The sequence below is a fragment of the Streptomyces sp. NPDC041124 genome (assembly GCF_055592385.1).
In genome coordinates, this window is record NZ_JBVIYR010000004.1 from 402,914 (window position 1) to 429,210 (window position 26,297).

Annotated in this window: 25 protein-coding genes and 2 pseudogenes; 10 read left to right on the top strand and 17 right to left on the bottom strand. The window is 71.6% G+C overall.

Translation table 11 applies throughout. From position 1 onward, the window contains the following. Positions 1–26: 26 nt before the first annotated feature. Positions 27–2,072 (bottom strand): flotillin family protein, encoded by a 2,046-nt coding sequence (locus ACZ6A9_RS13455; RefSeq protein WP_468983938.1) that lies wholly within the window; start codon positions 2,070–2,072, stop codon positions 27–29. Between the two features lie 96 nt (positions 2,073–2,168). After that, positions 2,169–2,363 (bottom strand): hypothetical protein, encoded by a 195-nt coding sequence (locus ACZ6A9_RS13460; protein ID WP_468983940.1) that lies wholly within the window; start codon positions 2,361–2,363, stop codon positions 2,169–2,171. A gap of 235 nt (positions 2,364–2,598) precedes the next feature. Between ACZ6A9_RS13460 and ACZ6A9_RS13465 the strand changes: the two genes are divergently transcribed. Further along, the gene (locus ACZ6A9_RS13465; protein WP_468983943.1) at positions 2,599–3,657 is read left to right on the top strand and encodes a PucR family transcriptional regulator; all 1,059 of its coding nucleotides are present in this window, start codon (positions 2,599–2,601) and stop codon (positions 3,655–3,657) included. Between the two features lie 26 nt (positions 3,658–3,683). On the opposite strand, the gene ACZ6A9_RS13470 is transcribed toward ACZ6A9_RS13465, so the two are convergent. Both ACZ6A9_RS13470 and ACZ6A9_RS13475 read right to left on the bottom strand, forming a co-directional pair. After that, on the bottom strand, positions 3,684–4,454 hold the full coding sequence (locus tag ACZ6A9_RS13470) for a hypothetical protein (protein ID WP_468983945.1): 771 nt from the start codon (positions 4,452–4,454) through the stop codon (positions 3,684–3,686). Between the two features lie 98 nt (positions 4,455–4,552). Then, the gene (locus tag ACZ6A9_RS13475) at positions 4,553–4,996 is read right to left on the bottom strand and encodes a DUF6299 family protein (RefSeq protein WP_468983947.1); all 444 of its coding nucleotides are present in this window, start codon (positions 4,994–4,996) and stop codon (positions 4,553–4,555) included. Positions 4,997–5,215: 219 nt separating this feature from the next. Between ACZ6A9_RS13475 and ACZ6A9_RS13480 the strand changes: the two genes are divergently transcribed. From ACZ6A9_RS13480 to ACZ6A9_RS13495, 4 genes are all read left to right on the top strand, one after another. Continuing rightward, positions 5,216–5,716, top strand: a complete 501-nt coding sequence (locus ACZ6A9_RS13480) for a hypothetical protein (RefSeq protein ID WP_468983950.1) — start codon at positions 5,216–5,218, stop codon at positions 5,714–5,716. Between the two features lie 208 nt (positions 5,717–5,924). Then, positions 5,925–8,111: a site-specific integrase gene (locus ACZ6A9_RS13485; RefSeq protein WP_468983952.1), complete on the top strand. Its 2,187-nt coding sequence runs from the start codon at positions 5,925–5,927 to the stop codon at positions 8,109–8,111. Continuing rightward, a complete protein-coding gene (locus ACZ6A9_RS13490) occupies positions 8,108–8,638 on the top strand; it encodes a hypothetical protein (protein ID WP_468983955.1) in 531 nt (176 codons plus the stop codon). The genes ACZ6A9_RS13485 and ACZ6A9_RS13490 overlap by 4 nt, the downstream gene beginning before the upstream one ends. Positions 8,639–8,705: 67 nt before the next feature. Continuing rightward, on the top strand, positions 8,706–8,885 hold the full coding sequence (locus ACZ6A9_RS13495; RefSeq protein WP_468983958.1) for a DUF5999 family protein: 180 nt from the start codon (positions 8,706–8,708) through the stop codon (positions 8,883–8,885). A gap of 18 nt (positions 8,886–8,903) precedes the next feature. Here the strand turns inward: ACZ6A9_RS13495 and ACZ6A9_RS13500 are convergent, their stop codons facing one another. The 3 genes from ACZ6A9_RS13500 to ACZ6A9_RS13510 all read right to left on the bottom strand — a co-directional run bounded on the left by ACZ6A9_RS13500 (position 8,904) and on the right by ACZ6A9_RS13510 (position 11,342). Beyond that, complete coding sequence (locus ACZ6A9_RS13500) at positions 8,904–9,728, bottom strand: alpha/beta fold hydrolase (RefSeq protein ID WP_468983960.1); 825 nt, start codon at positions 9,726–9,728, stop codon at positions 8,904–8,906. A gap of 91 nt (positions 9,729–9,819) precedes the next feature. Beyond that, positions 9,820–10,218, bottom strand: a complete 399-nt coding sequence (locus tag ACZ6A9_RS13505; RefSeq protein WP_468983962.1) for a RidA family protein — start codon at positions 10,216–10,218, stop codon at positions 9,820–9,822. Next, positions 10,215–11,342, bottom strand: a complete 1,128-nt coding sequence (locus ACZ6A9_RS13510) for an acyl-CoA dehydrogenase family protein (protein WP_468983964.1) — start codon at positions 11,340–11,342, stop codon at positions 10,215–10,217. Before ACZ6A9_RS13510 ends, ACZ6A9_RS13505 begins: the two co-directional genes overlap by 4 nt. Before the next feature lie 117 nt (positions 11,343–11,459). Between ACZ6A9_RS13510 and ACZ6A9_RS13515 the strand changes: the two genes are divergently transcribed. Then, complete coding sequence (locus tag ACZ6A9_RS13515) at positions 11,460–13,070, top strand: AMP-binding protein (RefSeq protein ID WP_468983967.1); 1,611 nt, start codon at positions 11,460–11,462, stop codon at positions 13,068–13,070. Positions 13,071–13,104: 34 nt separating this feature from the next. Next, positions 13,105–13,929: a PaaX family transcriptional regulator gene (locus tag ACZ6A9_RS13520; protein WP_468983969.1), complete on the top strand. Its 825-nt coding sequence runs from the start codon at positions 13,105–13,107 to the stop codon at positions 13,927–13,929. A gap of 22 nt (positions 13,930–13,951) precedes the next feature. Here ACZ6A9_RS13520 and ACZ6A9_RS13525 read toward each other — a convergent pair whose 3' ends face one another. Both ACZ6A9_RS13525 and ACZ6A9_RS13530 read right to left on the bottom strand, forming a co-directional pair. Beyond that, positions 13,952–16,345 (bottom strand): bifunctional salicylyl-CoA 5-hydroxylase/oxidoreductase, encoded by a 2,394-nt coding sequence (locus tag ACZ6A9_RS13525; protein WP_468983973.1) that lies wholly within the window; start codon positions 16,343–16,345, stop codon positions 13,952–13,954. Between the two features lie 3 nt (positions 16,346–16,348). Continuing rightward, positions 16,349–17,176: an enoyl-CoA hydratase family protein gene (locus ACZ6A9_RS13530; RefSeq protein WP_468983976.1), complete on the bottom strand. Its 828-nt coding sequence runs from the start codon at positions 17,174–17,176 to the stop codon at positions 16,349–16,351. 340 nt (positions 17,177–17,516) lie between these two features. On the opposite strand from ACZ6A9_RS13530, the gene ACZ6A9_RS13535 reads away from it, so the two are divergent. Then, positions 17,517–17,960, top strand: a complete 444-nt coding sequence (locus ACZ6A9_RS13535; RefSeq protein ID WP_468983979.1) for an ATP-binding protein — start codon at positions 17,517–17,519, stop codon at positions 17,958–17,960. Between the two features lie 13 nt (positions 17,961–17,973). Here ACZ6A9_RS13535 and argF read toward each other — a convergent pair whose 3' ends face one another. Beyond that, positions 17,974–18,981, bottom strand: a complete 1,008-nt coding sequence (argF, locus tag ACZ6A9_RS13540; protein WP_468983982.1) for an ornithine carbamoyltransferase — start codon at positions 18,979–18,981, stop codon at positions 17,974–17,976. A gap of 58 nt (positions 18,982–19,039) precedes the next feature. After that, positions 19,040–20,263, bottom strand: a complete 1,224-nt coding sequence (locus tag ACZ6A9_RS13545; RefSeq protein WP_190097532.1) for an arginine deiminase — start codon at positions 20,261–20,263, stop codon at positions 19,040–19,042. Positions 20,264–20,707: 444 nt separating this feature from the next. Between ACZ6A9_RS13545 and ACZ6A9_RS13550 the strand changes: the two are divergent. Further along, positions 20,708–20,948 (top strand): annotated as a pseudogene (locus tag ACZ6A9_RS13550) (tyrosine-type recombinase/integrase); the annotation flags it as partial. A gap of 209 nt (positions 20,949–21,157) precedes the next feature. Here ACZ6A9_RS13550 and ACZ6A9_RS13555 read toward each other — a convergent pair. The 5 genes from ACZ6A9_RS13555 to ACZ6A9_RS13575 form a co-directional block, all read right to left on the bottom strand. Then, positions 21,158–21,655: an SUKH-4 family immunity protein gene (locus ACZ6A9_RS13555; protein WP_468983987.1), complete on the bottom strand. Its 498-nt coding sequence runs from the start codon at positions 21,653–21,655 to the stop codon at positions 21,158–21,160. Between the two features lie 76 nt (positions 21,656–21,731). Further along, on the bottom strand, positions 21,732–22,097 hold the full coding sequence (locus ACZ6A9_RS13560) for a nucleic acid/nucleotide deaminase domain-containing protein (protein ID WP_468983990.1): 366 nt from the start codon (positions 22,095–22,097) through the stop codon (positions 21,732–21,734). Positions 22,098–22,304: 207 nt separating this feature from the next. Continuing rightward, positions 22,305–22,592, bottom strand: a complete 288-nt coding sequence (locus ACZ6A9_RS13565; protein ID WP_468983992.1) for a DUF7848 domain-containing protein — start codon at positions 22,590–22,592, stop codon at positions 22,305–22,307. Beyond that, positions 22,585–22,923, bottom strand: a complete 339-nt coding sequence (locus ACZ6A9_RS13570) for a hypothetical protein (protein WP_468983994.1) — start codon at positions 22,921–22,923, stop codon at positions 22,585–22,587. The genes ACZ6A9_RS13565 and ACZ6A9_RS13570 overlap by 8 nt, the downstream gene beginning before the upstream one ends. 157 nt (positions 22,924–23,080) lie before the next feature. Continuing rightward, on the bottom strand, positions 23,081–24,328 hold the full coding sequence (locus tag ACZ6A9_RS13575) for a helix-turn-helix domain-containing protein (protein WP_468983997.1): 1,248 nt from the start codon (positions 24,326–24,328) through the stop codon (positions 23,081–23,083). Between the two features lie 435 nt (positions 24,329–24,763). Here ACZ6A9_RS13575 and ACZ6A9_RS13580 point away from each other — a divergent pair. Continuing rightward, positions 24,764–25,189 (top strand): annotated as a pseudogene (locus ACZ6A9_RS13580) (IS481 family transposase); the annotation flags it as partial. Positions 25,190–25,289: 100 nt separating this feature from the next. On the opposite strand, the gene ACZ6A9_RS13585 reads toward ACZ6A9_RS13580, so the two are convergent. Further along, entirely contained in the window at positions 25,290–26,183 is an 894-nt protein-coding gene (locus ACZ6A9_RS13585; protein ID WP_468984000.1) for a GntR family transcriptional regulator, read from the bottom strand. Between the last annotated feature and the right edge of the window lie 114 nt (positions 26,184–26,297).

The following is a 26,297-nucleotide window of genomic DNA, read 5'->3' on the forward strand; positions in this document are numbered from 1 at the left end:
TGCGGCGGCTCCCGGTCCGGTGGTGGTCAGGCCCTGGCGTGGCCGTTCAGCTCGGCCAGCGGTGTGTCCGAGAGGCCCAACTCACCTGCTTTGTCGATCAGTTCCTGGAACCGACCGGTGTTCTCGCCGCCCTGCCGCATCAGACGCATCAGCAGGGCGGAGACCGTGAGGTTCTGCACGTCGGCGGTCGAGACGGAGCCGAGGACGCGGCTCAGGTCGTCGGTGAAGCTCGCGGAGCCGTCCAGCCAGGGTCCGGCGAGTGCCTGCGCGGTCTCGGAGCTGCGGACGAAGCCGTCCACGCTCTTGCCGAGCGCGATGGAGGACACCAGCCGGTCGAGGAACACCGACTCCCCGCCGACGATGCTGATGTCCGCGTTCTCCAGTCCGGTCGCCAGGACGGTCGCCTGCGCCTCGGCGACCTGCCGCTGGACGTCCAGCCCGGCGAGCCGGATGTCCTTCTCGGCCTCCAGCCGCAGCCGGTACTCCTCGTGGCCGCGGGACGCCTCGTCGAGGGCGGCCATGGCCGCCGCCTTCTCGGTGAGGCCGGCCGCCTCCGCGCGGAGCCTGCCGCTGATGGCCTCCGCGTCGGCGAGGGCCTGGGCCCGTGCGCCCTCGGCCTCCGCGCGCATCCGGGCCTCGGTGGCCCCGGCCTCGGCGCGGCCCGCCTTCTCGATGACCTCGGCCTCCTTGTCGCGCACCCGCACGGCGGCCAGTCCTTCGGCCGCGGCCTCCGCCTGGACCCCCTCGGCGAGGCGCAGCTTGGCCTGGGCGTCCAGGTCGGCCGTCTTCAACCGGGCCTCGGCCAGCGTGAGTTCCTCGGCGGCGCGGTGGGTGGCGGCCTGTTCGGCGGCCTCCGCGGCCTTGATGTCCTTGACCAGCTTCTCCTGCGCCTCGGCCTCCGCCGCGATGACGACGGCCTGGCGCTGCCGCTCCGCCTCCTCGACGGCGCGCAGCTTCTTGATGGACTCCTCCTGCTCGGCGACCGTGCGGTCCACCGCGACCCGCTCCCGGACGACCTCGGCGATCTCCCGCTTCTCCGCCTCGACCTCCTTGTCGGCGGCGATCCTGGTCAGCTGGGTCTCCCGCTCCCGGGCGATGACCTCCAGCAGGCGGTCCTTCTCGATGCGCTCGCTCTCGACGGCGATGACCCGCTCGCGGTTCTTCGCGGCGACGGCGACCTCACGGGCCTGGTTCTCCCGCTGCACGCCGAGCTGTTCCTCCGTGCGCAGGAAGGCGCTCTGCGCGCGCAGCCGCTCCTCCTCCACCACCCGGGCGGTCTCCGCCTCCTCGCGGGCCCGCACCGTCTCTATCTCCCGCCGCTGCTTGATCTCGGCGTCCGCCTGGCGGCGTTCCAGCTCCAGGATCGCCTCGCGCGCGTCGACGTCCTGCCGGGTGATCTCCTTCTGCTCGTTGCGCTGGGCCTCGTTGGTGCGGATGTGCTCCACGGCCGTCAGCTCGGTGATCTTGCGGATGCCCTGCGCGTCGAGGACGTTGCCCGGGTCGAGCTGCGTCAGCGGCGTCTGCTCCAGGTAGTCGATCGCGGCGTCCTCGAGGTGGTAGCCGCTGAGGTCGACCCCGATGACCTCGATGATGCGGTACCGCAGCTCCTCGCGTTTGGTGTAGAGGTCGGTGAAGTCCATCTGCTTCCCGACGGTCTTCAGCGCCTCGGAGAACTTCGCGTGGAACAGCTCCTGGAGCGTGTTGCGGTCGCTGGCCCGCGCGGTGCCGACGGCCTGGGCGACCTTGATGACGTCCTCGACGGTCTTGTTGACCTTGACGAAGAACGTGATGCGGATGTCCGCGCGGATGTTGTCCCGGCAGATCAGGCCTTCCTTGCCGGCCCGGGTGATCTCGATGGTCTTCACCGAGATGTCCATCACCTCGGCCTTGTGCAGCACCGGCAGCACGACCGACCCGGTGAACGTCACGTCGACCCTGCGGACCTTGGAGACGATCAGCGCCTTGCCCTGTTCCACCTTGCGGAACAGCTTGGTGACGAGCAGCAGACCGATGAGCACGAGCAACAGGGCGACGCCGGCGAGTACGGCGATGCCCACGGTGGCGGCATCCATGGGACACGTCCTTCTGGGCTGGAACAGGGGCAGAAGTCAGGTGAAAGGGCGCCTCGTCGGCGAGGCGGGTGAAGGTCCGGTGGAAGGGGAGACGGTTCAGCCGGCGCTGTGGTTCTGCGCCGCGTGCGGACGGATGCCGTCCGCCGCACGGTGCTCCACGCGCGCGGGCCCCCGCGTCCCGTCCCGGTCCGCACCGCGCCTGCGCGGGGACCGGGACGGGACGGGTTCGTCCGGGCAGGGGTGGTGCAGCGGCCGTACGAAACGGGGGGCGGGGCCCGCATGGGTGTTCATCCGCGCTCCCTCCCCGTTCGGCCCTCGACGTCGCCGGACAGCGCCGGCCCCGGTTCCGGTGCGAGACGCCTGCCGGTGCCCGGCACCGGAACCTTCCGTGGTGCTCCCCGCGGGCCATGATGCCCCGGGCAGGCGCGTACGCGCATTGCCGGATTCCGGCAAGGTTCATTAAGGTCTGCATGCCGGTGCGTCAACATGAGCGCATCAGGGGCGCGTCAAGACTTGGGGGGACCGCGTGACGGAACGAGAGATTCCGGAGGAGTATCTCGAGGGCTGCGCCCAGATGCTCGTCGAGGTGGCGGCCACGGGCAGGCGTCTCACCCGGGACGAGATCGCCTCGCGCCGTGCCCTGGGGGAACGGGCCGCGGAGGCGGGGTTCGGACTGCGCTCGCTCGTCAGCGCCCATCTGTCGGCCGCCCGCGGGACGTGGCCGCGCGCCGCGGACTCCGCCGAGGGCGCGCTCGCGGCCGTACAGCAGGTCGTGGACGCGTTCGCCGAGGGCTACGAGCGGGCGCAGCGGCTGGCGGTACGTCAAGAGGAAGCGGCGCGACGCGAGTTCATCGACGACCTGCTGTACGGCCGCAGCGATCTGGGCCGGCTCGCGGAACGCGCGGAGCGCTTCGGTCTGCGGCTGTCCCACGAGCACGCGGTCGCCGTCGCGCAGGGGCCGGCCGCCTACGACGAGGGCGACCCGGTGCCGCGGCAGGTGGAGCGCGCCCTGATAGCGCGCTTCGGTGACCGCAGCATCCTGATCACCACCAAGGACGGCCGGCTGCTGTGCATCGCGCCCGGCCACCAGGGTGAGGTGCTCACCCACTTCGCCAAGCAGGCGCACGCCGCCACCGACGGCGGGCAGGTCGCCATCGGCCGTGCGCAGTCCGGCCCCGGCGGGGTCGTGCAGTCGTACGAGGAGGCGCTGAGCTTCCTGGAGATCGCCGGGCGACTGGGGATGGACGACCCGGTGCTGCGCGCGTCCGATCTGCTCGTCTACCCGGTGCTGGCCCGCGACCGGCAGGCCATGGCCGACCTGGTCCACAACACCCTCGGCCCGCTGACCACGGCCCGTGGCGGTGCCGAGCCTCTCCTCGACACGCTCGCCGCCTACTTCGACTCCGGCTGTGTCGCCGCGGAGGCGGCGCGGCGGCTCTCCCTCAGTGTGCGGGCGCTGACCTACCGGCTGGAGCGCATCCACAAACTCACCGGCGCCAACCCCTCTGACCCGGCGCACCGTTACATGCTCCAGACGGCGGTGATCGGGGCGCGTCTGCTGGACTGGCCGGACGGCGAGCCGTGACCCGGTGACCTGCCCCGGCCCCGCCGTCAGCCGCCGGCCGTCAGGACCTCCCGGCGCAGTTCACCGGGCCCCATGGCCAGCAGGGCCGGGACCTCGGCGTTCCACCGCTCGGCGAAACGGTCCAGGGCCTCGGCCAGACACCGACGCAGCCGCCGCCGGCCCAGGAGGAGGGCGACGGCTGCCGGCGGGCGGAACAGACGCCGGCCCCGCACGCGTACGGTGACCCTCACCGCCCAGGCACCGTCGACGCCGTCGGGTGCCGGTACGGCCCTCAGCTCCGCTCGCGCCGCCCCGCACTCCACACTCGCCCGCAACGGCGCGCCGCGCACGCTCCGTCCCTCGCCGGCCGCCCACCAGTCGCCGCACAGCAGCCGGACGCTGCCCTTCACCCGGGACAGCGCCGGCCACACGTGCGCGATCCGGGCGCTCCCCTCGGCTTCGAAGCGGCGCGGCCGGTCCGGGCGGTGCAGCGCGCCCCGCACCGTGACGGCCCCGTCGGGGGACCGCACGTCCGCCGCGAGCCGCAGCGCCCGCCGGCGGTTCCACTGCTCCACGGTGACCCGTACGGTCTCCGCCGTCTCCTCCTCCGTGCTTTCGCAGACGTCGTAGACGGCCCCCGGGCGGAGATGGCGGCCCTCGGCGAGGCGCACGTCCGGCACCTCGCGCCCGTCCGGCAGCAGTACCCGTCCCGTCTCCGCGCGGCTGTCCTCCGCCAGGTCCAGCAGGACGGCGAGGGCGTCGACGAGCCAGGGGCCGGGGACGGGGGCGAGCACCAGCGTGTGGCGGAGAGCGACCATGGGGTCAGCGTGACGGACCCGTCCGGGGCGGTTCCATGCCCGTGCGCGGCAGCACCGGCGCCGGTGCGTTTCCGGTACCCGGCAGGGCGCGGGGCCGCTCAGTCCCGGACCAGGGTCATGTTCCGCTTCCCGACGGCGTGGGGCACGGGCAGCAGGAGGATGCCGCTGGGGCGCAGTTCCATGATCGTGGCCTCGACGTGGGCCGGCCCGGCCTTCAGCTCGTCGCCGGACACCCGCCCGGTGTTCTTCCAGCGGCGCTCCTTCCCGTCGCACACCGCGAGGGTGCCGCCGATGCCGTGGCGGACGGTGTCCGTGGCGGTGCGGCTCAGCGAGGAGCCGATGAAGACCGTTCCTTCGGCGCCGCGGCAGCGGTAGGTGCCGGAGAGGGTGATCGAGCCGTCGTCGGCGACGCGTCCCTCCTTGTCCACCGTCACGGCCTCCCCGGGGTCGGCCGGCGCGGCGGCCGAAGGGGTCACCGCGGCGGTCCCGAGCAGCAGGAGCGCGGCACCGGCCGCCGCGCCGAGAAGCGGTCGTACGAGCATGGGGAACCTCCGGGAACGAGCGGGATGGGGCTCTCCAGCAGTACCCGGCGCGCGGGCCAGGTGCCACTCGGCGTCACCCTTCGGTGGCCGGGCGGTACCGGCCGTCGGGGAGCCGTCCCGGGAATGTACGGGAGCTGTCACGTTCCGCGGCGGGCCGTTCCTAAATTCTGTAGACATACGCTGTGTTGCCTCATGTCGTGTTGCGGCTGAGGGAGTCAAGTGGCGTACGAGTGGCGGCTGTTCTGGGTTGGTGACGGGGGTGATCCCGTCAGAGGACGACCTGTCCCCGGCTGGGAGGACTTGGAGGATCGAGAACGGGCGCTCGGGCTGCGTGAGCGGCAGCCGATCCTCGTTGCGCCGGATGGCCGGGTCGATCCTCGGCTGAGCGAGTGCCTGCGACGCTCGGCGTTCTCGGCCAAGGCGCAGGGCACGCAGGTCACGTACGCCCCGCTCTACCGGCTGTTCTTCACCTTCTTGTGGCAGCGCGGACTGAACTGGAGCGAGGCGTCGGAGGACGACGTTGAGGACTGGGAGGACTGGCGTCGGCGCGGGGCGACGAACCCGGCACCGGTCGATGGCGGTACGTGGGCGAAGGAGCAGGCGGCGTTGAAGCTGTTGTACGGCATCGCGGCCAAGCGCGGCCTCGTACCGGCAAACCCGGTGACGCTCGTCCTCGCCGTCGGACGTGAAGACCTCGGACGTGAAGTGGCTGTCACCTAGGGCGTTTCGGCTGTGGCGCAACGTCGGGCTCGGCGGCATGCTGCCGAGCGGCCTGGAGGACGAGGCGTGGCGCGGCCGTTCGGCCGGCCGGGACACGGCACTTCCTCACCACCTACACCACCACCGACGCGCGGCCCCAGCTGCTCGCCGCCGTCGCCGACAGCGAGCGGGAGCTGATCCACGCGATGCTGGAGAGGAGGCTCGACCCGTGAGTACGACCTCGCCCCTGCCCGCCGGCCCGGAGATCGTCGACCCGGCCCCGGACGCCTTCGTCCTGCCGTTCAACCGGCTGCGGCCCGGCTTCGACCCCGAGCAGCTGCCGCGATTTCGCGATCTGGCTTGGCGCCTGGCGCTGATCAGCCCCAGGGAGTCGAACCGCTCGTTGGTCATCGACTGGAGCCGCTGCCCCGCCGGGCTGCGGCCCGGCGTGATGCGCGCGGCCTTCGCCGAGCTCCACGTCCCGACCCCGTCGGTGCTGCTCCAGCAGCGGGCCTCGCGCTCCACCACCCAACCGGGCACCCTGCGCCACAACTTCCAGGTCTGGATCCGCTTCGCCGTCTGGCTCGGCGGCCGCGGCATCACCGAGCTCTCCCAGGTCACCACCGGCGACCTGGAGGCGTACGCCGAGCACCTGCGCCCGCTCGGCCGCCAGTGGCGCACCGACGCCAAGGCCCTGTGGGTGATCTCGCGGCTGTGGGCCTACGCCCCCTACCTGCCCGAGCACGACCGGCTGGTCATGCCGCCGTGGGAGGACCCGGCCGCGGTCATGACCGACTTCCTCGGCACCAACGACGACACCCCAGGCGGCGAGAACAGCGTCGCGATCGTGCACCCGGCCGTCATGGCCCCACTGCTGGTGTGGGCGCTGCGCACGGTCCTGGACCTGTCCCCGGACATCCTGGCCGCCGCCCGCGAGCACCGCCGGCTGCTCGCCGCCATCCCCGACCGCGCCCCGCGCGGCGGCACCGAGACCGCGGTGGCCCACCTGCGCGGCCTGCTCGCGGCCGGGAAGAAGCTGCCCTCCAGCGGCGCGCCAGGCGCCACCGCCGTGCGCGCCCGCTACCGCGAGTCGCTGCCGCCGATGGCCAACACCTTCCTGGCCGGCACCCTCGGCGTCACCACCTCCCAGGTCGCCCGCGCCCGCGGCCTCCTGACCGACGAGTTCACCCCGGCCGACTTCGGCCCCGCACCACTCCTCGACGTTCAGTTCACAGCCCGGATCGGCGCCGCCCCGTGGCGAGAGCCGATCGGCTTCGACGACGTCGATGTGCTGGTGCTCCACCTGTCCACCGCCGCCCTGATCTGCTGCGCCTACCTCTCCGGCATGCGGCCCGAGGAGGTCCTGGCTCTGCGCCGCGGCTGCTGCACCCGCGTGGAGCGCGACGACGGCACCGTACGGTTCGAGATCCGCGGCCGGCACTTCAAGGGCGTGCTCGACGAGGACGGCAACGCGATCGGTGAAGGCGAACAGCGAGCGGACCCGTGGATCGTGCTGGAGCCCGTCGCGCGCGCCATCGCCGTCGTAGAGGAACTCGAAGACGGCGAGCAGCTGTTCACCCGCACCCTCTACCGGTACGCCAAGGGCACCTGCATGCCGCGCACCGGCCTGTCCTCCGACACTGCCGTGGAACGGATCCGGGCCTTCACCGCCTGGGCCAACCAGCTCGCCGCCGCACACAACCGGCCCCACGAGCTGGTCCAGCCCGACCCCGACGGCGCCGTCGCCCTGCGGCGCTTTCGCCGCACCATCGCCTGGTTCATCTACCGCCAGCCCGGCGGCCGGATCGCGCTCGCGGTGCAGTACGGCCACGCGGCCACCGCCATGTCGGAGTCCTACGCTGGCCGTTCGAAGGCCGACATGCTCGAAGTGCTGGGCCAGGAGAAGGGCCTGGCCCTGGCCGAGACCCTCACCGACGCCAGCGAACGCCTCGCCGCCGGCGAGAAGGTCAGCGGCCCGGCCGCCGACCGCTACCGCGCCGCGGCCACCGAGTTCTCCGACCGCTACGCCGGAACCTACCTCGGACGACGCGAACTGCGCGCGCTGGTCGCCAACCCCCACCTCCAAGTCTGCGAAGACTCGAAAGCGTTCCTGACCTGCAACCACGACGCGTTCACCGCGCTGTGCAACCCCGACCGCGACCGGCCGGGCGACGGCGGCCGCAGCACCCCCGACCACTCCCGCTGCCACCCGACGTGCGCGAACATCAGCCGCACCGACAGCCAGATCACCCTCCTGCGCATCGAGGTCGCGCGGATCGACGCGGACGCCGACGCCGGCCTCGACCCCTACCCCATCGCCGCCCGCGAACAGCAGCGCAAGGACCACCTCACCGCCATCATCCGCCGTCACGACGCCCAACAGCCGGCCGACAACAAACCCACGGAGCGACGATGAATACCCCCGCCGCGGCCGCGCCCGGCCCTCGTGACGGCGCGGCGCTGGCTCAGCTCGTCGGCGAGGCCCTCGCCCACGCTCAGGGCCACGTCGACACCGAGGACGCCGCGGAGGTCAGAGCGATCACCGACGCCATGGTGCGCCTGCTGATCGGCGCCCCGCTGCACTCCGACGGCAAGCTGACCGTCGTCTCCCTGGCCATGGAGGCCGGACTGCGCCGCAACAAGCTCACCCACAAGCACACCGGCCTCAAGGACCTGTTCTACGCCCTGGTCAAGGCCCGCACCCCCGTACCCGACGCGCTGCCCGACTCGGCGAGGGCCCGCGCGGCCAAGCAACAGAAGGACCTGGCACGCGTTCGCGCGGAGCGCGACGATCTACGCGGACAGGCACAGCTCCTGGCCCGGATCGTCCACGTCCTGGAGATCGAGAACAGCAAGCTCAGGGAGGTCAACGCGACCCTGGAGCAGCAGGTGGCCGCCCAGTCCTGCGTCCCCGATCTCACCCGTCGGCGGCGTCGGCCCTGACCCCGGTATCAACGCCGAGCGGCGGCACCCGCCTTGGTGTCGCCACGCCGCACCGGATAGAACTCACGTGAGACGCGGGTCCAGACCGAGCTGTTCCGGGAGGCCGAGGTGGTCGCGCAGCGTGCAGGGCTGGAGCCTGCTGTGCGACGGCGTGATCGTCTTCGACGACACCGGCGCCCTGCTGCCCGACGGCCGGGTGGTGGCCCCGCGCCGGACGCCCGCCGACCGCCTCGCGGCCGCCGCCTGACCCCTTCCGCCGCCGCGCTCAGCCTTCCGCGACGAACCACCGCAGCAGGGAGGCGAGCCGCTCCGGACGGTCCTCGGCGATCAGCGTCCGGGTGCCCCGGATCTCCGCCAGCCGGCCCCGCGGGAGCAGTTCGGCCAGCCGGCGCCCGTGCTCGCGGGGCATCATCCGGTCCTCCACGGCCCAGACGACCAGCGCCGGCCGGTCGAAGTACCGCAGGCCCTGAGCGGCTTCGAGCAGTTCGGTGCGCCGGACATGGGTCCCGTAGTGCCGGAAGTCCCGCCGGATCGCCGGGTCGGTGCGCAGGGGACGCAGCCAGCGGTCGACGATCTCGTCCGGCACGGGACGCTTGGTGAGCGCGCCGAGGCCCACCGGCAGTCTGCGCAACGGCTTCCAGCCCAGCGCGCGGACCATGAGCGGGATGCCGCCGGGGACCCGGCAGGCCGCGTCGATCATCCTGCCGGGCAGGCCCGGCGGGTAGTTGTCGAAGGCCTCGCAGGAGATCAGCACCAGCCGTGCCAGCCGCTCGGGGTGCCGGGCCGCGACCGTCTGGGCGCGTCCGCAGTCGCTCTCGACGAGGGTGACGTCCCGGAGGTCCAGCCGGTCCAGGAACTCCACGATCAGCTCGTTGACCAGGTCGGGCGTCGGTGGCCGGGTCATCGCCCTGCGGTGCGATCCGTAGGGCAGGGTCGGCGCGAGGAGCCGGTGACCGTCCCGCAGTGCGGCGATGACCTTCCGCCAGACCGACGCGTCGTGCACCAGCCCGTGCAGCAGCACGAGGACCGGCCCCTCGCCTCCGGTGTCCTCGTACTCGACGGTGCCCGCGCTCAGCTCGATCTCCGGCATGCGGCCAGGCTAGGCGTGTCCGGCGCTCGCCCGCGCGTCATGGCGTCCGGTGGCGCGCCGCACGTCAGGGCGTCCGGTGGCGCGCCGCACGTCAGGGCAGCAGGGCGAAGCCGTCGAGCTCGACCAGGGCGCGTTCGTCCCACAGACGGACCACCTGGACGACCGCCATCGCCGGGTAGTCGCGGCCGGCCAGCTCCCGCCAGCGGCGGCCGACTTCGCGGGCGTGGGCGCGGTAGTCGGCGACGTCGGTGGCGTAGACGGTGACGCGGGCCAGGTCGGCGGGGGTGCCGCCGGCGGCGCGCAGGGCGGTGAGGAGGTTGGCGAGGGCCCGGGTGAACTGCTCGGGCAGGGTGTCACCGACCACCTTGCCGTCGGTGTCGAGGGCGGTCTGGCCGGCGAGGAACACCAGCCGGGAGCCGGTGGCGACGACGGCGTGCGAGAAGCCGGCCGGCGGGGAGAGGTCGGGCGGGTTGACGCGCTCGGCGGTCACCGGTCCTCCAGTGTCTTGTACAACTCCTTGGCGATGATGCCCCGTTGCACTTCGCTCGCCCCCTCGTAGATCCGGGGCGCGCGGACCTCCCGGTAGAGGTGTTCCAGCAGGTGCCCGCGTCGCAGGGCGTGTGCGCCGTGCAGCTGGACGGCGCGGTCGACGACGTACTGGGCGGTCTCGGTGGCCAGCAGTTTCGCCATCGCGGCGCGCCGGGGGACGTCACCGGTGCCCGCGTCGTACGCCGCGGCCGCCGCGTACACCATCAGCCGGGCGGCCTCCGTGCGCAGGGCCATCTCGGCGACCTGGTGGGCGACGGACTGCAGGTCCTTCAGCGGGCCGCCGAACGCCTGCCGGCGGGCGGTGTGGCCGAGGGTCGCGTCCAGGGCGGCCTGGGCCATGCCGACGGCGAAGGCGCCGACGCTGGGCCGGAACAGGTTGAGGGTGTCCATGGCGACGCGGAAGCCGCCGTCCGGCTCGCCGAGGACGTCGTCGGCGGTCACCGGTACCGCGTCGAAGCGGAGGGTGCCGATGGGGTGCGGGGAGAGCATGTCGAGGCGGCTGCCGGTGAGGCCGGGGCGGTCGGCGGGGACGAGGAAGGCGGTCACGCCCCGGGCGCCGGCGCCGGGGGTGGTGCGGGCGAAGACGGTGCAGAAGTCGGCGTCGGGGGCGTTGGAGATCCAGCACTTCTCCCCGGTGAGCCGCCAGCCGGAGGTGCCGTCCGGGTGGGCGGTGAGGGACAGCGCCGCCGCGTCCGACCCCGCGCCCGGCTCGCTGAGCGCGAACGCCGCGACCGTGCTGCCGTCACTCACCCGGGGGAGCCAGCGGTCGCGCTGTGCGGGGGTGCCGTGGGCGTGCACCGGGTGGGCGCCCAGGCCCTGGAGGGCGAGCGCTGTCTCCGCCTCGGTGCAGGCACGGGCGAGGGACTCGCGCATCAGGCACAGGTCGAGCGCGCCGGAGGTGAACAGGCGGGACAGCAGTCCGAGCGTGCCGAGCTCGGCGACCAGGGCGCGGTTGACGCGGCCTGGTTCGCCCTTCTCGGCGAGCGGTCGCAGCCGGTGCTCCGCCAGCGTGCGCAGCTCCGCGCACCAGGCGAGTTGTTCCGGTTCGAGCGAGAATGCGGTCATCGCCGGTCCCTTTCCTCGCCGCTGGGCCACTCCCGAGGTTATCGCGGACCGTTGACTGCCGTCACCAACGCGATACGCTCCTGGTGCGAGCCCACCACGCCAAGGGGGCGAACCGTCATGAATCCACGGGCCACCGCGCACGTCGACACCTTCGCCCGCGACCACCTCCCACCACCGGACCAGTGGCCCGAGCTCCGCTTCGACCTGCCGGAGCTGGACTACCCCGAGCGGCTGAACTGCGCCGCCGAGCTGCTGCACGGCCCGCCCGGCGACCGCCCCGTCTTCCGCACGCCCGACGGCCCTGCGTGGACGTACGACGAGCTGCGGGCCCGGGTCGACCGGCTCGCGCACCTGCTCGACCGGGACCTGGGGGTCGTGCCGGGCAACCGGGTGCTGCTGCGCGGCCCCACCACGCCGTGGCTGGCCGCGTGCTGGCTGGCGGTGCTGAAGGCGGGCGCGGTCGCCGTCACCGTGCTGGCCCAGCAGCGTCCGCACGAGCTGAGCACGATCTGCCGGATCGCCCGGGTCGGGCACGCCCTGTGCGACGTGCGGTGCGTCGACGACCTCGCCAAGGCCGAGGTGGCGGGCCTGCGCATCGCCACCTACGGTGGCGACTCCCCCGACGACCTGCTGAACCGTCCCGCGCCCGGCACTCCGTACGAGGCGGTGCCGACCGCCGCGGACGACGTCGCGCTGATCGCGTTCACCTCCGGCACCACCGGACGGCCCAAGGGCTGCATGCACCTCCACCGGGACGTGCTGGCGATCGCGGACACCTTCTCCCGGCACGTCCTGAGACCGGTGGCGGACGACGTGTTCGCGGGCAGTCCGCCGCTCGGCTTCACCTTCGGCCTCGGCGGGCTCGTGGTGTTCCCGCTGCGTGCCGGAGCGAGCGCGCTGCTGCTCGAACAGGCGCACCCGCGGGACCTGTTGGCGGCGATCGCCGAGCACCGGGTGTCGGTGCTGTTCACCGCGCCCACCGCCTACCGGGCGATGCTCGGCGAGGCGGACGGCCACGACCTCTCCTCGCTGCGCCGCTGTGTCTCCGCGGGCGAGAACCTGCCCGCCGCCACCTGGCACGCCTGGCACGAACGCACCGGGCTGCGCGTCATCAACGGCATCGGCGCCACCGAACTGCTGCACATCTTCGTCTCCGCCGCCGACGAGCACATCAGACCCGGGACCACCGGGGTCCCGGTGCCCGGCTGGCAGGCGCGCGTGCAGGACGCGGACGGCGTCCCCGTGCCGGACGGGGAGCCGGGACTGCTCGCGGTGCGCGGCCCCGTCGGCTGCCGCTACCTCGCCGACCCGCGCCAGCGGGAGTACGTGCGAGGCGGCTGGAACATCACCGGTGACACCTACGTCCGCGACCCGGACGGCTACTTCCGGTACGTGGCCCGCGCCGACGACATGATCATCTCGGCGGGGTACAACATCGCGGGCCCGGAGGTGGAGGACGCGCTGCTGCGCCACCCGGACGTCGTGGAGGCGGCCGTGGTGGGGCGGGACGACGAGGCGCGCGGGCAGGTCGTGGTGGCGTACACGGTCCTCAGGGAGGGTGCCCGGCGCGACGCGGAAGCCCTGCGGGCCTTCGTGAAGTCGGAGCTGGCGCCGTACAAATGCCCGCGCGAGATCGTGTTCCTGGACGCGCTGCCCCGCACGGCCACCGGCAAGCTCCAGCGGTTCCGGCTGCGCGCCCCCGCCGGTACGGGAGATGACCAGCACTGATGCCGGGGAACGGCGCCCGCCGGCACGACCTAAGATGATCAACGTGTCCGACCAGCATGCTCCACGGTCCCTGATCGTCACCTTCTACGGCGCGTACGGCCGCTTCGCGCCGGGCCCGGTGCCCGTCGCCGAGCTGATCCGGCTGCTGGCCGCGGTCGGCGTGGACGCCCCGTCCGTGCGCTCCTCGGTGTCCCGGCTGAAGCGGCGCGGGCTGCTCCTACCGGCCCGCACCACGCGGGGCGCGGCGGGTTACGAACTGTCGCCCGGCGCACGTCAGTTGCTGGAGGACGGCGACCGGCGCATCTACACCGCCCCGCCGACCGGGGACGAGGGCTGGGTCCTCGCCGTGTTCTCCGTGCCCGAGTCCGAGCGGCAGAAGCGGCACCTCCTGCGCTCCCGCCTGTCCGGCCTGGGCTTCGGCACGGCGGCGCCCGGTGTGTGGATCGCGCCCGCGCGGCTGTACGAGGAGACCCGGCACACCCTGGAGCGTCTGGACCTCGACGGCTACGTCGACCTGTTCCGCGGCGAGCACCTCGGCTTCGCGCCGACCTCCCGTGCGGTGGCCCGCTGGTGGGACCTGGCGGGGATCGCCGGGCAGCACGAGGCCTTCCTCCGGCGGCACGCGCCGGTGCTGCGCTCCTGGGAGGAGCGCACGGACACCCCGCCGGAGGAGGCCTACCGCGACTACCTCCTCGCCCTCGACTCCTGGCGCCACCTGCCCTACGCCGATCCCGGCCTGCCCGCCGCGCTGCTGCCCGCCGACTGGCCCGGTACGCGCTCCGCGGCCGTCTTCGGCGCGCTCCACGAACGGCTCCGTGACGCGGGAGCGGCCTACGCGGACCCGGGGACGGCCGGCTGACTCCGGCGCCCGGCCCGCGCGGTCAGTCGTCCAGCGTGAGCCGGGGTCTGGGAGCGTCGGTGCGACCGGTCTGCGGCCGGCGGCTGCCCGCCCGGTAGGGGGCGGGCCAGACGACGCCCGGGCCCTCGTAGCCCTGTTCGGCGGCCGCGTGCAGGGTCCAGTGCGGGTCGTAGAGATGCGGGCGGGCCAGCGCGCACAGGTCCGTGCGCCCGGCGAGGATCAGGGAGTTGACGTCGTCCCAGGAGGAGATGGCGCCCACCGCGATCACCGGCACACCGGCCTCGTTGCGCACCCGGTCGGCGAACGGCGTCTGGTACGAGCGGCCGAACTCCGGTTCCTCCTCGGCGACGACCTGCCCGGTCGACACGTCGATCGCGTCGGCACCGTGCGCGGCGAAGGCGCGGGCGACGGCGACCGCGTCCTCGGCCGTGGTGCCGCCCTCCGCCCAGTCGGTGGCGGAGATGCGGACGGTCATCGGCCGGTCCCCGGGCCACACCGCGCGCACCGCGTCGAAGACCTCCAGCGGGAAGCGCAGCCGCTTCTCCCGTGAGCCTCCGTAGGCGTCGGTGCGGTGGTTGGTCAGCGGCGAGAGGAAGCCGGAGAGCAGGTAGCCGTGGGCGCAGTGCAGTTCGAGGAGGTCGAAACCGGCCCGGGCGGCCCGGTGGGCGGCGGCCGCGAACTGTTCCCTCAGGTCGGTGAGCTGGGCACGGGACAGTTCCCGGGGGACCTGGCCGCCCGGCTTGTACGGCAGCGGGGAGGCCGCGACGAGGGGCCAGTTGCCCTCGTCGAGGGGTTCGTCCATGCCCTCCCACATCGGCTTGGTCGAGCCCTTGCGGCCGCTGTGGCCGAGCTGCACGCCGATCGCGGTGCCGGGTGCCCGCGTGTGCACGAAGTCGGTGATCCGCCGCCACGCCTCGGCCTGCCGGCCGGTGTAGAGGCCCGTGCAGCCGGGGGTGATGCGGCCCTCGGGGCTGACGCACACCATCTCGGTCATCACCAGCCCGGCGCCGCCGAGGGCGCGGGAGCCGAGGTGGACGAGGTGGAAGTCGCCGGGGACTCCGTCGGCCGCCGAGTACATGTCCATGGGCGAGACGACGACCCGGTTGCGCAGGGTCAGTCCGCGCAGCCGGAACGGGGTGAACATCGGGGGCGTGCCGGGCGGACAGCCGAACCCGCGCTCCACCGCCCCGGTGAAGCGGGCGTCCCGCAGCCGCAGGTTGCCGTGGGTGACGCGGCGGCTGCGGGTGAGCAGGTTGAAGGCGAACTGCCGGGGCGGCTGGGTGAGATGGCGGGGCAGTTCCTCGAACCACTCCAGGCTGGCCCGCGCCGCGCGCTGGGTGGAGGCGACCACCGGCCGGCGCTCCTCCTCGTAGGCGGTCAACGCGGCTTCGACGTCCGGTTGTTCGCGCAGGCTGGCGGCGAGCGCGAGGGCGTCCTCGACGGCGAGCTTGGTGCCGGAGCCGATGGAGAAGTGGGCGGTGTGGGCGGCGTCGCCGAGGAGCACGACGTTGCCGTGCGACCAGCGTTCGCTGACCACCGTACGGAAGGTGGTCCACGCCGAGTTGTTGGACTTCAGCGGGCGTCCGCCGAGGGCGTCGGCGAAGATCTTGGCGCAGCGTCCGACCGACTCCGTCTCGCCCGCCTCGTCGAACCCGGCCGCGCGCCACACCTCTTCGCGCATCTCGACGATCACGGTGGAGGCGTCGGCGGAATAGGGGTAGCCGTGGAGCTGCATCACGCCGTGCCCGGTCTCGACGATCTCGAAGCGGAAGGCGTCGAAGGCGAAGTCTGCGGCCAGCCAGATGTAGCGGCACCGGTGCTCGGTGATCCGGGGCCGGAACACGTCCGCGAAGGCGTCCCGGGTGGTGCTGTGGACTCCGTCGGCGGCGACGACGAGGTCGTGCGTCCGGGCCAGCCGGGCGGGGTCCGGGGCCTCGGTGCGGAAACGGAGCTCCACGCCGAGGGAGCGGCAGCGCTCGTGCAGGATCTCCAGCAGGCGGTGCCTGCCCAGCGCGGCGAAACCGTGTCCGCCCGAGGTGTGCAGGACGCCCCGGTGGACGATGTCGATGGCGTCCCAGCGGGTGAAGTCCTCCCGCAGGGCCGCGTGGACGACGGGGTCGGCGTGTTCGATGCCGCCGAGGGTCTCGTCGGAGAGGACGACGCCGAAACCGAAGGTCTCGTCGGGCGGATTGCGTTCCCAGAGGGTGATGTGCCGGGCGGGGTCGAGGCGTTTGAGCAACACGGCGGTGTAGAGACCGGCGGGGCCTCCGCCGATGACCGCCACGCGCAGGGGGCGGGTCCGCCCGCCGGGCCGGCGCGGGCCGTCCGTGGCCGCTCGCGCCCCCGCGGCGGCAGCCGCGGACGCGGTGCGGTCCGGCGCCCCTGAGGCCGCAGCGGTTCCCTCGGCCGGAAGCATCGGCTACCTCCCCCGCCACTTCGGGGGGCGCTTCTCGGTGAAGGCCGCGTGGAACTCCGCGTAGTCCTCGCCGTTCATGAGGAGGGCCTGGGTGGAGGCGTCCAGTTCGACCGCTGCCGCCAGGGGCATGTCCAGTTCGGCGGTGAGGAGGGCCTTGGTCTGGGCGTGGGCCAGGGCGGGGCCGTCGGCGAGGCGGCGGGCCAGGGACCGGGCGGCCTCGTCGGCCTGGCCCTCGTCCGTCAGCACGCTGATCAGGCCGATGCGCTCGGCCTCCGGCGCGCGGACCGACTCCCCCAGCATGAGCAGCCGGGTCGCGTGGCCGAGGCCCACCACCCGGGGCAGCAGATAGGCCGCGCCCATGTCACCGCCGGAGAGGCCGACCCGGGTGAAGAGGAAGGCGAAGCGGGCGCCCGCGTCGGCGACCCGGAAGTCGGCGGCCAGGGCGAGGACCGCGCCGGCGCCCGCCGCCACTCCGTGGATCGCGGCGATCACCGGGAACGGGCACTCGCGTACCGCCCGCACCACCTGGCCGGTCATCCGGTTGAAGTCGAGGAGCTGGGCGGTGTCCATGGAGAGCGTCGCGCCGATGATCTCGTCCACGTCACCGCCGGAGCAGAAGCCGCGTCCCTCGCCGGCCAGCACCATGGCCCGTACGGCCCGCTCCCGGGACAGCTCGGCGAGCAGGTCGCGCAGGTCGGCGTAGGCGCCGAAGGTGAGCGCGTTGAGCCGGTCGGGGCGGGCGAGGGTGACGGTGGCGACGCCGTCGGTGACATCGACGCGCAGATGCTCCCAGCGGGCGGTACGGGCGGCGGAACCGGTGAAGGGACTCATGAGGGCGGCCTCCTCGGGCGGGCACTGCGCTGCTCACTGAGCTCTGCCTCACGAAGCTATCACCGATCGGTGACTGTCGTCACGGTCACGCGATATACGGTGTGGGCCGGCGACTGGAGAACGAGCCGGGGCCTGGGGGGCGGCGCGTCCGTCACGACTCCTCGACACGCCGGTAACAGTGGGGCCGGACGTGCGCGGCGGGCCCGGCGCGCGGGTACGCCGCCCGATGCCGGGGCGCGCGCCCCGGACGGCGCCCGGGCAGGACTCCGGTACCGCCCCCGAGCGGGGCGGCACCGGGTGCGCCGTACCATTGACGGTTGAATGCAGGAGCACCCGCTCCATGAACGGACCCGTTGTGCACGAGAACTCCGCCGCTCCCTCCTCCTGGCGCGTCGCGCTGCCGCACTCCACCGCGGCAGTGCCCGTGGCCCGTGCGCTGGTCCGGACGGCCCTGGCCGAGCGGGAGCACACGGCCGACTGCGACACGGCGGAGCTGCTGACGGCGGAGCTGGTGGCCAACGCCGTGGAACACACCGCGGGAAGCACCCCGATCGAGCTGGTGCTGCGGCTGCTGCCGGCCGGTTTCCAGGTCGAGGTGCACGACGCGGACCCGGCGCCGCCCGGCGACCTCACCCGTCCGGCGCTCGGTGCGCCCGACCCGTGGCAGGAACACGGGCGCGGGCTGCTGCTGATCCGCACGCTGAGCTCGTCCTGCGGTCACCGCCCCACCGAGTCCGGCAAGGCGGTGTGGTTCCGGCTGCCGGGCCAGCGGCGCCCCGTCTGAACGGGAAGGCCTTTCAGGCGAGGGTGGCGACCAGGACCGCCTTGATCGTGTGCATACGGTTCTCCGCCTCGTCGAAGACCACCGAGTGCGCCGACTCGAACACCTCGTCGGTCACCTCCAGCGACTCCAGGCCGTGCGCCTCGTACACCTCGCGGCCGACCTCGGTCCCGAGGTCGTGGAAGGCGGGCAGGCAGTGCAGGAACTTCACGTCGGGGTTGCCGGTGGCGCGCAGCACGTCCATCGTCACCGCGTACGGCGCGAGGGCGGCGATCCGCTCGGCCCACACCTCCTTGGGCTCGCCCATGGAGACCCAGACGTCCGTGGCGACGAAGTCGGCGCCCGCGACACCCTCGGCGATCTCCTCGGTGAGCGTGATGCGGGCCCCGCTGGACACGGCGAGCTCACGGGCCCGCTCGACGACCTCGTGGGCGGGCCAGTAGGACTTGGGGGCGACGATGCGCACGTCCATGCCCAGCAGGGCGGCGGTGACGAGGTAGGAGTTGCCCATGTTGAAGCGGGCGTCGCCCAGGTAGGCGAAGGCGATGCCGGTGAGCGGCTTGGGGCTGTGCTCGGTCATCGTGAGCACGTCGGCGAGCATCTGCGTGGGGTGCCAGTCGTCGGTGAGACCGTTGTAGACGGGCACGCCCGCGTGCCGCGCCAGCTCCTCCACCTTCGCCTGGCTGTCCCCCCGGTACTCGATCGCGTCGTACATCCGGCCCAGCACCCGGGCGGTGTCCTTCACGGACTCCTTGTGGCCCATCTGCGAGCCCGACGGGTCGAGGTAGGTCGTCGAGGCGCCCTGGTCGGCGGCCGCGACCTCGAACGCGCAGCGCGTCCGCGTCGAGGTCTTCTCGAAGATCAGCGCGATGTTCCTGCCCCGCAGGTACCGGTGCTCGGTCCCGGCCCGCTTGGCGGCCTTCAGTTCGGCGGCCAGCTCCAGCAGGCCGCAGAACTCCCGCGCGGTGAAGTCCACCTCCTTGAGGAAGTGGCGGCCGGCGAGGGCGGTCGGGACAGTCGCCATGGGGCTCTCCAGGGACGGGGACACGGACCCTTGGAAGTGTATACGAAGAATTGTATTTCTATACGGCGTCTCGTTCTACGGGACAGCTCATGCAGCGCGGCCCGCCCCTCCCCCTGCCCAGCTCGCTGCCCGGGATCTCTATCACTTCGATGCCCTGCTTGCGCAGGTGGGTGTTGGTGGTCGAGTTGCGCTCGTAGGCGACGACGACACCCGGCTCGACGGCGAGGACGTTGCAGCCGTCGTCCCACTGCTCGCGCTCGGCCGCGTGCACGTCCTGGGTGGCGGTGAGCACCCGGATCTCGCTCAGCCCGAGCGCGGCGGCGATCGCGCGGTGCATGTGCTCCGGCGGATGGTCGGTGACCTTCAGCTCCTTCTCGTCCGAGCCCGGCTCGATCGTGTACGACCGGAGCATGCCGAGGCCCGCGTACTGGGTGAAGGTGTCCCCGTCGACCATCGTCATCACGGTGTCGAGGTGCATCAGGGCGCGTCTCTTCGGCATGTCGAGGGCGACGATCGTCCGGGCCGAGCCGGCCGCGAACAGCTTGTGCGCGAGCATCTCCACGGCCTGCGGGGTGGTGCGCTCGCTCATCCCGATCAGCACCGCACCGTTGCCGATCACCAGCACGTCCCCGCCCTCGATGGTGGACGGGTAGTCGGCCTGCCCCTCGGACCACAGGTGGAAGGACTCCCCGCGGAACAGCGGATGGTGCCGGTAGATCGCCTCGAAGTGCACGGTCTCGCGCTGCCGGGCCGGCCAGCGCATCGCGTTGATGGACACACCGTCGTAGATCCATGCGGAGGTGTCACGGGTGAAGAGGTGGTTGGGCAGCGGGCCCAGCAGGAAGTCGTCGAGCTCCATCGCGTGGAAGCGCACGGAGGTCGGCTCCGGGTGGGCGTCCAGGAACTCCCGCTTGGTGGTCCCGCCGACCAGCACCTCGGCCAGGTCCGGCGCCGGCAGCGTCTCGAACGCGGCACGGAGGTGGTCGGTGGCCAGCGGACCGTACTCCTTCTCGTCGAACACCCGGTCCAGGACGAGTGAGCGGGCCGCCGGGATCGCCAGCGTCTCGGAGAGCAGGTCACCGAAGAGGTGGACGGTGACACCGCGGTCGCGCAGGACGTCGGCGAACCCGTCGTGCTCAGCGCGCGCCCGGCGCACCCAGAGCACGTCGTCGAAGAGCAGGGCGTCCTTGTTGCTGGGGGTGAGCCTCTTGAGCTCGAGATCGGGCCGGTGCAGGATGACGCGGCGCAGCCGCCCGGCCTCGGAGTCGACGTGGTAGGTCATGCCTCCATCCTGACCACCAGGCCGCCCCTTCATCCCCGTTTCGGCACATCCGCCACCCACCGGCCGACGACGGGCCAACGGCCCCGACCGGGGCGCGGGGCAGTGGCCTCGGATACGGTCGCACCCCTTCGGCGAACAACGCGCGCAGGTTCGCGGCCCACACCCAGCCCGGTGTACTGCTCGTGCTGCGCTCCCATAACCCCGACCGGCCGGACCGAGCCGACCACCCCGGTGGGCACCCACGGGGGATGCGTCACCGTCACCATCCGGCAGGCGTGGGACCCCCGGACCCGGATCAACACCATGTACCGGCACTGGACGCTTCCCTCAGATACCAAGGTCCGAGACGAGATCCGCAGACATGTGCTGCTCCCCCTCGAGCTGGAGCTCTACGCCCCGACCCGCCCCGGCCTCAACCGCCTGGACCGGTCCACCGACCAGTTCATCCGCCGCACCCGCTTCCACGACCTCCGCCACTCGACCGCCACCCTGCTCCTGGAACAGGGCGTCGGATCAAAAAACTCCTCGACCACGCCCACATCGGCGTCACCACCACCGTGTACGCCCACGCCGCCTCCGACTCCGCCTCCAGCGCGGCGCCATCGACCTCCGCATCCCTGTCGGGCCCTCCACCCGGCCCAACGACGGCGACAAACCACCGCTTTGTGCGGCACCCGTCCGCTGACGTTGCCGTCAACTACTGCTGTCAGACACCCCGGAAGCCTTCCGCCAGACCAATCTGGCGGAAGGCTTCCGAATATCGAAGGCGCCACTATATCGCTTTTCAGAAACCCCTTACAAGAGGTATTCCATCCGGACTTGCGGTCCAGTAGACTCCAGCCCTCACAAAGATTTTCGGCTAGCCAAGAGAAAGGATATCGAACACCCTACCCACTATCCAAGGATTTCCTCTGTAGGAAAGTCCCCGATCTCAATATCATTGACAAGCGTTTCCCAGAATCCATCCTGGATGAAGGCTCCCGGATCGACAGCCCGAACGATTCCTTCCACGTCTCTTGCAACCGCCGCCCACTCGCTATCATCGCTATCCGAGCCATAGAAGGGAAACCGCCCAATAACGGCTCTCACTGTCGCAATGAAGTCGGGGAGCGAGGAGTTCACAAGACTCACATGATTCACTTCTCGTTCACGCTTAAACACCGCACCCGTTACGGTATCCAGCAGAATACTGCCAAAGAGTCCGGTCGAACCAAACCTAACGAGGCTTCCACGGTCCCTCGTTAGGGTACCCGCAGCCCTATACGTTGCCCCGACCATCGCCTTTGGCACCTCAAGCGTTAGATCCGGGCCGTTCCAGTCGGGATTCCTGGTACTTGAACCATGGATCTGCACCATAGCAAAGGACGGCCAGTTATCTTCAGTCAGATCCACTATTGGACACCTTCATCCGAACGCCACCTATAGAGGCGGCACCCTATCCGGTGGATGGGGTGCCGCTTCCACCAAACTACTTGAATAGACCGTTGATCGCGGCCTTGATTTCCGCGTTGACCACTCCACGATCAACACCATTCCACTGCCAGGACCAACTGGTATTTATTCCCGCGGTCAGACCCTCACACTTATTCGCGCATGGCTGACGCTCGGAGTATAGTTCCACGATCTTCCTGTCGCCAGCTTGCCTGATCAGGTCTTCTTCCGCGTGGACACCCGCACTGGATCGACCAACCAGGATCGTCCCGTCCTCTAGGCGCGCGGCACCGTAATTATTCCCCTTATTGCTGTCCAGCAGTCGCTGGAATACAGTCGCCCTGCTCAATTCCGTACTGCCATGCGGAACCAGTCCACAGGCCGCCCCATTGGAATTGTGCACGAGAATTGGTGTCGAACCTGCGAGTACATAGTACGTGTGCTACGCGACCCCTCTCTATCTGCGTATTCGCAGATCAGCGGCGGTTTCGGGTTCCGCTGGTGTCCGTGGTTGTACGGGGGAATCCGTGGGTGTTGCCGTCGCTACTGCCGTCAAGGGCTCAGGCGGCACGGTCGCGTTGCCGCTGGCGGCTGTCGGCGCAGGGGGACTCTACTGCCACGCGCCGGGTTCGGCGCGGACGAGAGCGCGGACGGTCTGCTCGTAGAACTCGTGGCCGCTCTGAGCGCAGTGTTCGGCGATCCAGCGGGTCAGGTCGTCCGGGGTATGCAGTGTGCCTGAGGTGGCGCCGCAGTTGTGCTCTTCGCCGGTGACGCAGACCGCCTCGAACTTTGGCAGCGCCAGGGGGTCGGGGACGGTGGTCACGTGGTACTCGCGGAAGCGGTAGCGCCCCCGAGAGACATTGCGTACTGGTGCGCCCGCGTTCGGAGAGTCAGGCATCCTCGGTCGCCTCTTCCTGATCCGGAATGCGCTGTCCGCGCGAGTCCGCGACCCTGAGCGCGTCCGCCAGGGCCTCCGTCAACCGGCAGGCCAGCCAGCGGTATTCGGTCGCCGACAGGGTTTTCGCGCCGGGCATCGTGGCGTCGCGGGCGTACTCCAACACTTCCTGGCCCATGCTGAGCTGTACCGTCTCGATGCTGTCGGCGAGGGCGGAGAGGTAGCCCCGGCCGTCGGTGCTCAGGTAGCAGGGCTTCCCCTCCGGGCTGGTCCACGGCAGTAAGCGGGGTCCTCCCGCACCCGACGCGGTGTCGTACAGCTCTCTGCGACGCATGCGGTCGGCATCGCTCCTGGGCTGGCTCACTGGGCACCCCCGGCCTGGGTCACTGATCGTGGACACAGTGACCGTAGGCACTGACTGATCGCCACCCCAGGCTGTAGCCATGCCAGTTCGCGACTCTTGGTTCACGAACTGCCACGCTGCGTGGCAGTTACCCGACAACGCCCAGGTAGTCGGCCATTTCGCGCATCTCTGTCGTGAGGGTGCGCTTGCGCTTGCCCAGGATCTCCTGCATGGTCTCGGCGGCCCCGTTCTGGTGCCGCAGCCACTGCGGGGCGGCTTCCCTGGCGCGGGTCAACTCGTCCATGGCGGCGGACAAGTCGCCGGTCCGGGTGTGGGCACGCGCCACATCGAGGGTGAAGCGGTTCCCGTCGTTGGTGCTGGGCCTGCCCAGGCGTTTCCACGCCTTGGGCGACAGCTCCTCCTGCTCGCCTGCCTTGCGCACCACCGCGCGGGAGTCGCCGACGACCATGTCGTCTTCGAGTGCCTTGACAGCGACGGTGACCGGCCCGAAGACGGACCAGTGCCGGGAGACGTTGCGATGCGCCGTCCCTACAGCGGTTGCCGCGACCCGGGCTGCCTGACGGTACTCCTTCGCCTCGTCGGGACGGTTGTTCCTCGCGGCTGCGGCGGCGGCCTCCATCGCGAGGCCGCCCCACACCGCGTAGTGGTCCGGCTCGGCCCCGGTGATCTTCGGCTCCACCGCGTCCATGCTCCGGGCGGCGACCTGTTCCGCCTCGTCCAACCGGCCCTGGCGCACCAGCAGCCAGCACATGCAGCCGACGCCCGAGCCCGCCGCAAGCATGTCTCCGGCCTGACGGGCGTCCATGATGGCGCCGCGTACAGCGGCATACGCGATGTCGTACTGCCGTACCTGGGTGAGGTAGGTGCCGGCCAGACGCAGCGCCTCGGCACGGGCCAGCAGAGCCTGCCGGTGCTCGTCCCCGCTGTCGTAGTAGGCAACGGCCTGTGCGGCATCGCGCAGCAGGCACGGCAGTTGAGCCGCGACGCTCTTGTAGCTGTCGGAGAAGTACAACACCCGTGCGTCTTGCAGCGTCCGCCGGAAGGTGCGCAGGTTCGGTTCCTCGGCCACGGCTTCGGCGTCCTGGTCCACAAGTCCGACGGCTGGGGTGAGGGCGGCGCGGAGCTGGATCAGGTTGACGCGGTTCGGCTCCTCGCTCCGCCCGACGGGCTCCGGGGCATCGGACGCCATCAAGGCGGCTGTGGTCACCCCCAGCGCGCGGGCGAGCGTGTGCAAGGTCTCCATGCGGATGGTGCCGCCCTGCTCGGCCTTGCGTACCGTGCCCGGCGATACGCCTGCGGCATGGGCCAGTTCCTCCTGGCTCATCCCCGCACGACGCCGGTACTTGCGGACGTTGTCGGCCAGCTCCGTAATCATCAACTCACCACCTCCCACTCCACGGTACGCCCAGTCGGCACATCAGCCGGAGGCGATCCGGCAGACACCAACCCTCATGAGTGCCCGACCACGTGGCGAGCCGGAGCGCCAGCAGAATCGGGGCCTGAGCGGGAGGGGGTCCCTCGTCGGTCGGGCAGCTTCGCCGTGCCAGGGTTCCCCGGGGGCCGCCAAGGCTCACTTCGTGACGCGTGCGCTCGGCCTTGGCGGCCCCCGGGGGTTCCTGGTACGCCTCCGGTGACCGAGCAGCGAGGGACCCCCTCCCGCGCCCTCAAGCCCCACACCACGACGAAGCCGCACTCGCACGCGGTCCCCCTACCCCCTCGGAGGGAGGGCCAGGGTCTGGGGCGGAGCCCCGGAAGTGGTTCGCTGTGCTGGCTGTTGCGCGCCCGGACCGGCGGGGCCGACGGCGAGCGGGGCGGGCACCAGGTGCTGGCGGCGGAGATCCTCGGCGGCCGCCAGGTGGGCATCCGCATCGACGACGAGACCCTGTCGTTCTTCGACCCGTCATCACGGGAACTGCTGAGAGTGAGAACCAACCCGCTGACCAGCGAGGAAGTCCGCAGGCTGCGGGGCCTGCGGCCGGCCGGACCGCCACCACGGTCCCGTGTCGAGCCGGTGCGGGTGCAGCGGCGGGTCAGCGCGGTCGGCACGGTCATGGTCTGCCGCCAGACCGTGTCCCTCGGCCGCCCCTACGCAGGCCAGACCGTAACCGTGCACGTCACGGACACGACGATCACCGTCGACCTGGACGGCCAGATCCGCGTCATCCGCCGCACCACCGACGCCCCGGTCCGTAACGTGAAAGCCAACAAGCCCCACAAGGTTTCCGATGTTGTCTAGGCCCAGCGTCAACCATCACCTGGGACCAGATCGTCAGGCATCACCTGGGACCCGACAACCCTGCGCTGCGTCTCCTGCTGCTCCGTCTGGTGCGGCTGGTTCAGCGCCGGCGTCTGCCTTCGTTCAGCCGGTCGTGCAGGCGCTGGACGCTGGCGGCCCGTTCTTCAGGCGTGTAGTTGCCACTGAGGCGCTTGCGTTGCTCCATGACGGCGCGCATGGCGTCACGGTGGGCGGTGGCGGCTTCGAACTCGGTGCTGGCCTTGGTGAACCGCTCCTCGGCGGCGGCGAGTTCGGCGGCTACCTCGTCATCGGTCTTGCCGCTGAGTCGTACCGCTTCCTCGTCCGCTCGACGCTGCGCCGCCATTTCCTCCAGCCCCTCGTTGTAGCGCTTGAGGAACTGATCGCGCGGGCTGAGCTGTCGGACGAAGACGCCCCGGCCCTGCACGGAGTAGATCAGCCCTTCCTCCTTGAGGACCCGCAGGGCGTTCTGCGCGGTGGAGTTAGCGATGCCGTACTGGGCTTGCAGGTCGCGGGCGGAGGGGAGCTTGGCCCCAGGTGCGAGCCGGCCGTCCTGGATCTGCTTGCGGAGCGCGTCCGCGGTCCGCACGTACGGGGGGCGGGGATCGTCAGCGGGGCTGTCGGCGGTCTGCCAACCGCGCCGGAGGTCACCGAGACCGGTGTACTCAGGATCGGACTCGCCCAGATCGACTTCGTCTTCCTCTGCTGCGGCCACCTCTGCTTCGGTGGTCACCATCGGCTTCGGCGCGCGTACGTAGCTGCCCCGGCCGAGGACGGAGTAGATCAGCCCCTCCTCCTTGAGGACCCGCAGGGCGTTTTGGACCGTGGAGCTGGCGATGCCGAAGCGTCGTTGCAGCTCGCGCGCGGCGGGGAGCCGTTCACCTGGGCGCAGCTCGCCGTCGTGGATGGCGGTGCGCAGGACGTCGGCGGCCTGGACGTACGGCGGCCGGGGGTCCTCTCCCAGGGGCAGCTTCATGGCACGAGGGTAGCGGCGTCGGCACTCGCGGCACACCCGGGCGTCCTCGGCGTTCCAGCCGTATCGCTGTAGCGATACGAATCGAGTACTGCGGGTGTAGCGAGTGTGCCGCTA

What these genes read in the sequence shown, in the direction of transcription:
- ACZ6A9_RS13585 (WP_468984000.1), bottom strand. Translation starts at nt 26,183, where the DNA reads ATGAAGCTGCCCCTGGGAGAGGACCCCCGGCCGCCGTACGTCCAGGCC.
- ACZ6A9_RS13470 (WP_468983945.1), bottom strand. Translation starts at nt 4,454, where the DNA reads ATGGTCGCTCTCCGCCACACGCTGGTGCTCGCCCCCGTCCCCGGCCCC.
- ACZ6A9_RS13525 (WP_468983973.1), bottom strand. Translation starts at nt 16,345, where the DNA reads ATGCTTCCGGCCGAGGGAACCGCTGCGGCCTCAGGGGCGCCGGACCGC.
- ACZ6A9_RS13535 (WP_468983979.1), top strand. Translation starts at nt 17,517, where the DNA reads ATGAACGGACCCGTTGTGCACGAGAACTCCGCCGCTCCCTCCTCCTGG.
- ACZ6A9_RS13510 (WP_468983964.1), bottom strand. Translation starts at nt 11,342, where the DNA reads ATGACCGCATTCTCGCTCGAACCGGAACAACTCGCCTGGTGCGCGGAG.
- ACZ6A9_RS13530 (WP_468983976.1), bottom strand. Translation starts at nt 17,176, where the DNA reads ATGAGTCCCTTCACCGGTTCCGCCGCCCGTACCGCCCGCTGGGAGCAT.
- ACZ6A9_RS13500 (WP_468983960.1), bottom strand. Translation starts at nt 9,728, where the DNA reads ATGCCGGAGATCGAGCTGAGCGCGGGCACCGTCGAGTACGAGGACACC.
- ACZ6A9_RS13455 (WP_468983938.1), bottom strand. Translation starts at nt 2,072, where the DNA reads ATGGATGCCGCCACCGTGGGCATCGCCGTACTCGCCGGCGTCGCCCTG.
- ACZ6A9_RS13520 (WP_468983969.1), top strand. Translation starts at nt 13,105, where the DNA reads ATGATCAACGTGTCCGACCAGCATGCTCCACGGTCCCTGATCGTCACC.
- argF (WP_468983982.1), bottom strand. Translation starts at nt 18,981, where the DNA reads ATGGCGACTGTCCCGACCGCCCTCGCCGGCCGCCACTTCCTCAAGGAG.
- ACZ6A9_RS13570 (WP_468983994.1), bottom strand. Translation starts at nt 22,923, where the DNA reads ATGCGTCGCAGAGAGCTGTACGACACCGCGTCGGGTGCGGGAGGACCC.
- ACZ6A9_RS13565 (WP_468983992.1), bottom strand. Translation starts at nt 22,592, where the DNA reads ATGCCTGACTCTCCGAACGCGGGCGCACCAGTACGCAATGTCTCTCGG.
- ACZ6A9_RS13475 (WP_468983947.1), bottom strand. Translation starts at nt 4,996, where the DNA reads ATGCTCGTACGACCGCTTCTCGGCGCGGCGGCCGGTGCCGCGCTCCTG.
- ACZ6A9_RS13545 (WP_190097532.1), bottom strand. Translation starts at nt 20,263, where the DNA reads ATGACCTACCACGTCGACTCCGAGGCCGGGCGGCTGCGCCGCGTCATC.
- ACZ6A9_RS13460 (WP_468983940.1), bottom strand. Translation starts at nt 2,363, where the DNA reads ATGAACACCCATGCGGGCCCCGCCCCCCGTTTCGTACGGCCGCTGCAC.
- ACZ6A9_RS13490 (WP_468983955.1), top strand. Translation starts at nt 8,108, where the DNA reads ATGAATACCCCCGCCGCGGCCGCGCCCGGCCCTCGTGACGGCGCGGCG.
- ACZ6A9_RS13575 (WP_468983997.1), bottom strand. Translation starts at nt 24,328, where the DNA reads ATGATTACGGAGCTGGCCGACAACGTCCGCAAGTACCGGCGTCGTGCG.
- ACZ6A9_RS13515 (WP_468983967.1), top strand. Translation starts at nt 11,460, where the DNA reads ATGAATCCACGGGCCACCGCGCACGTCGACACCTTCGCCCGCGACCAC.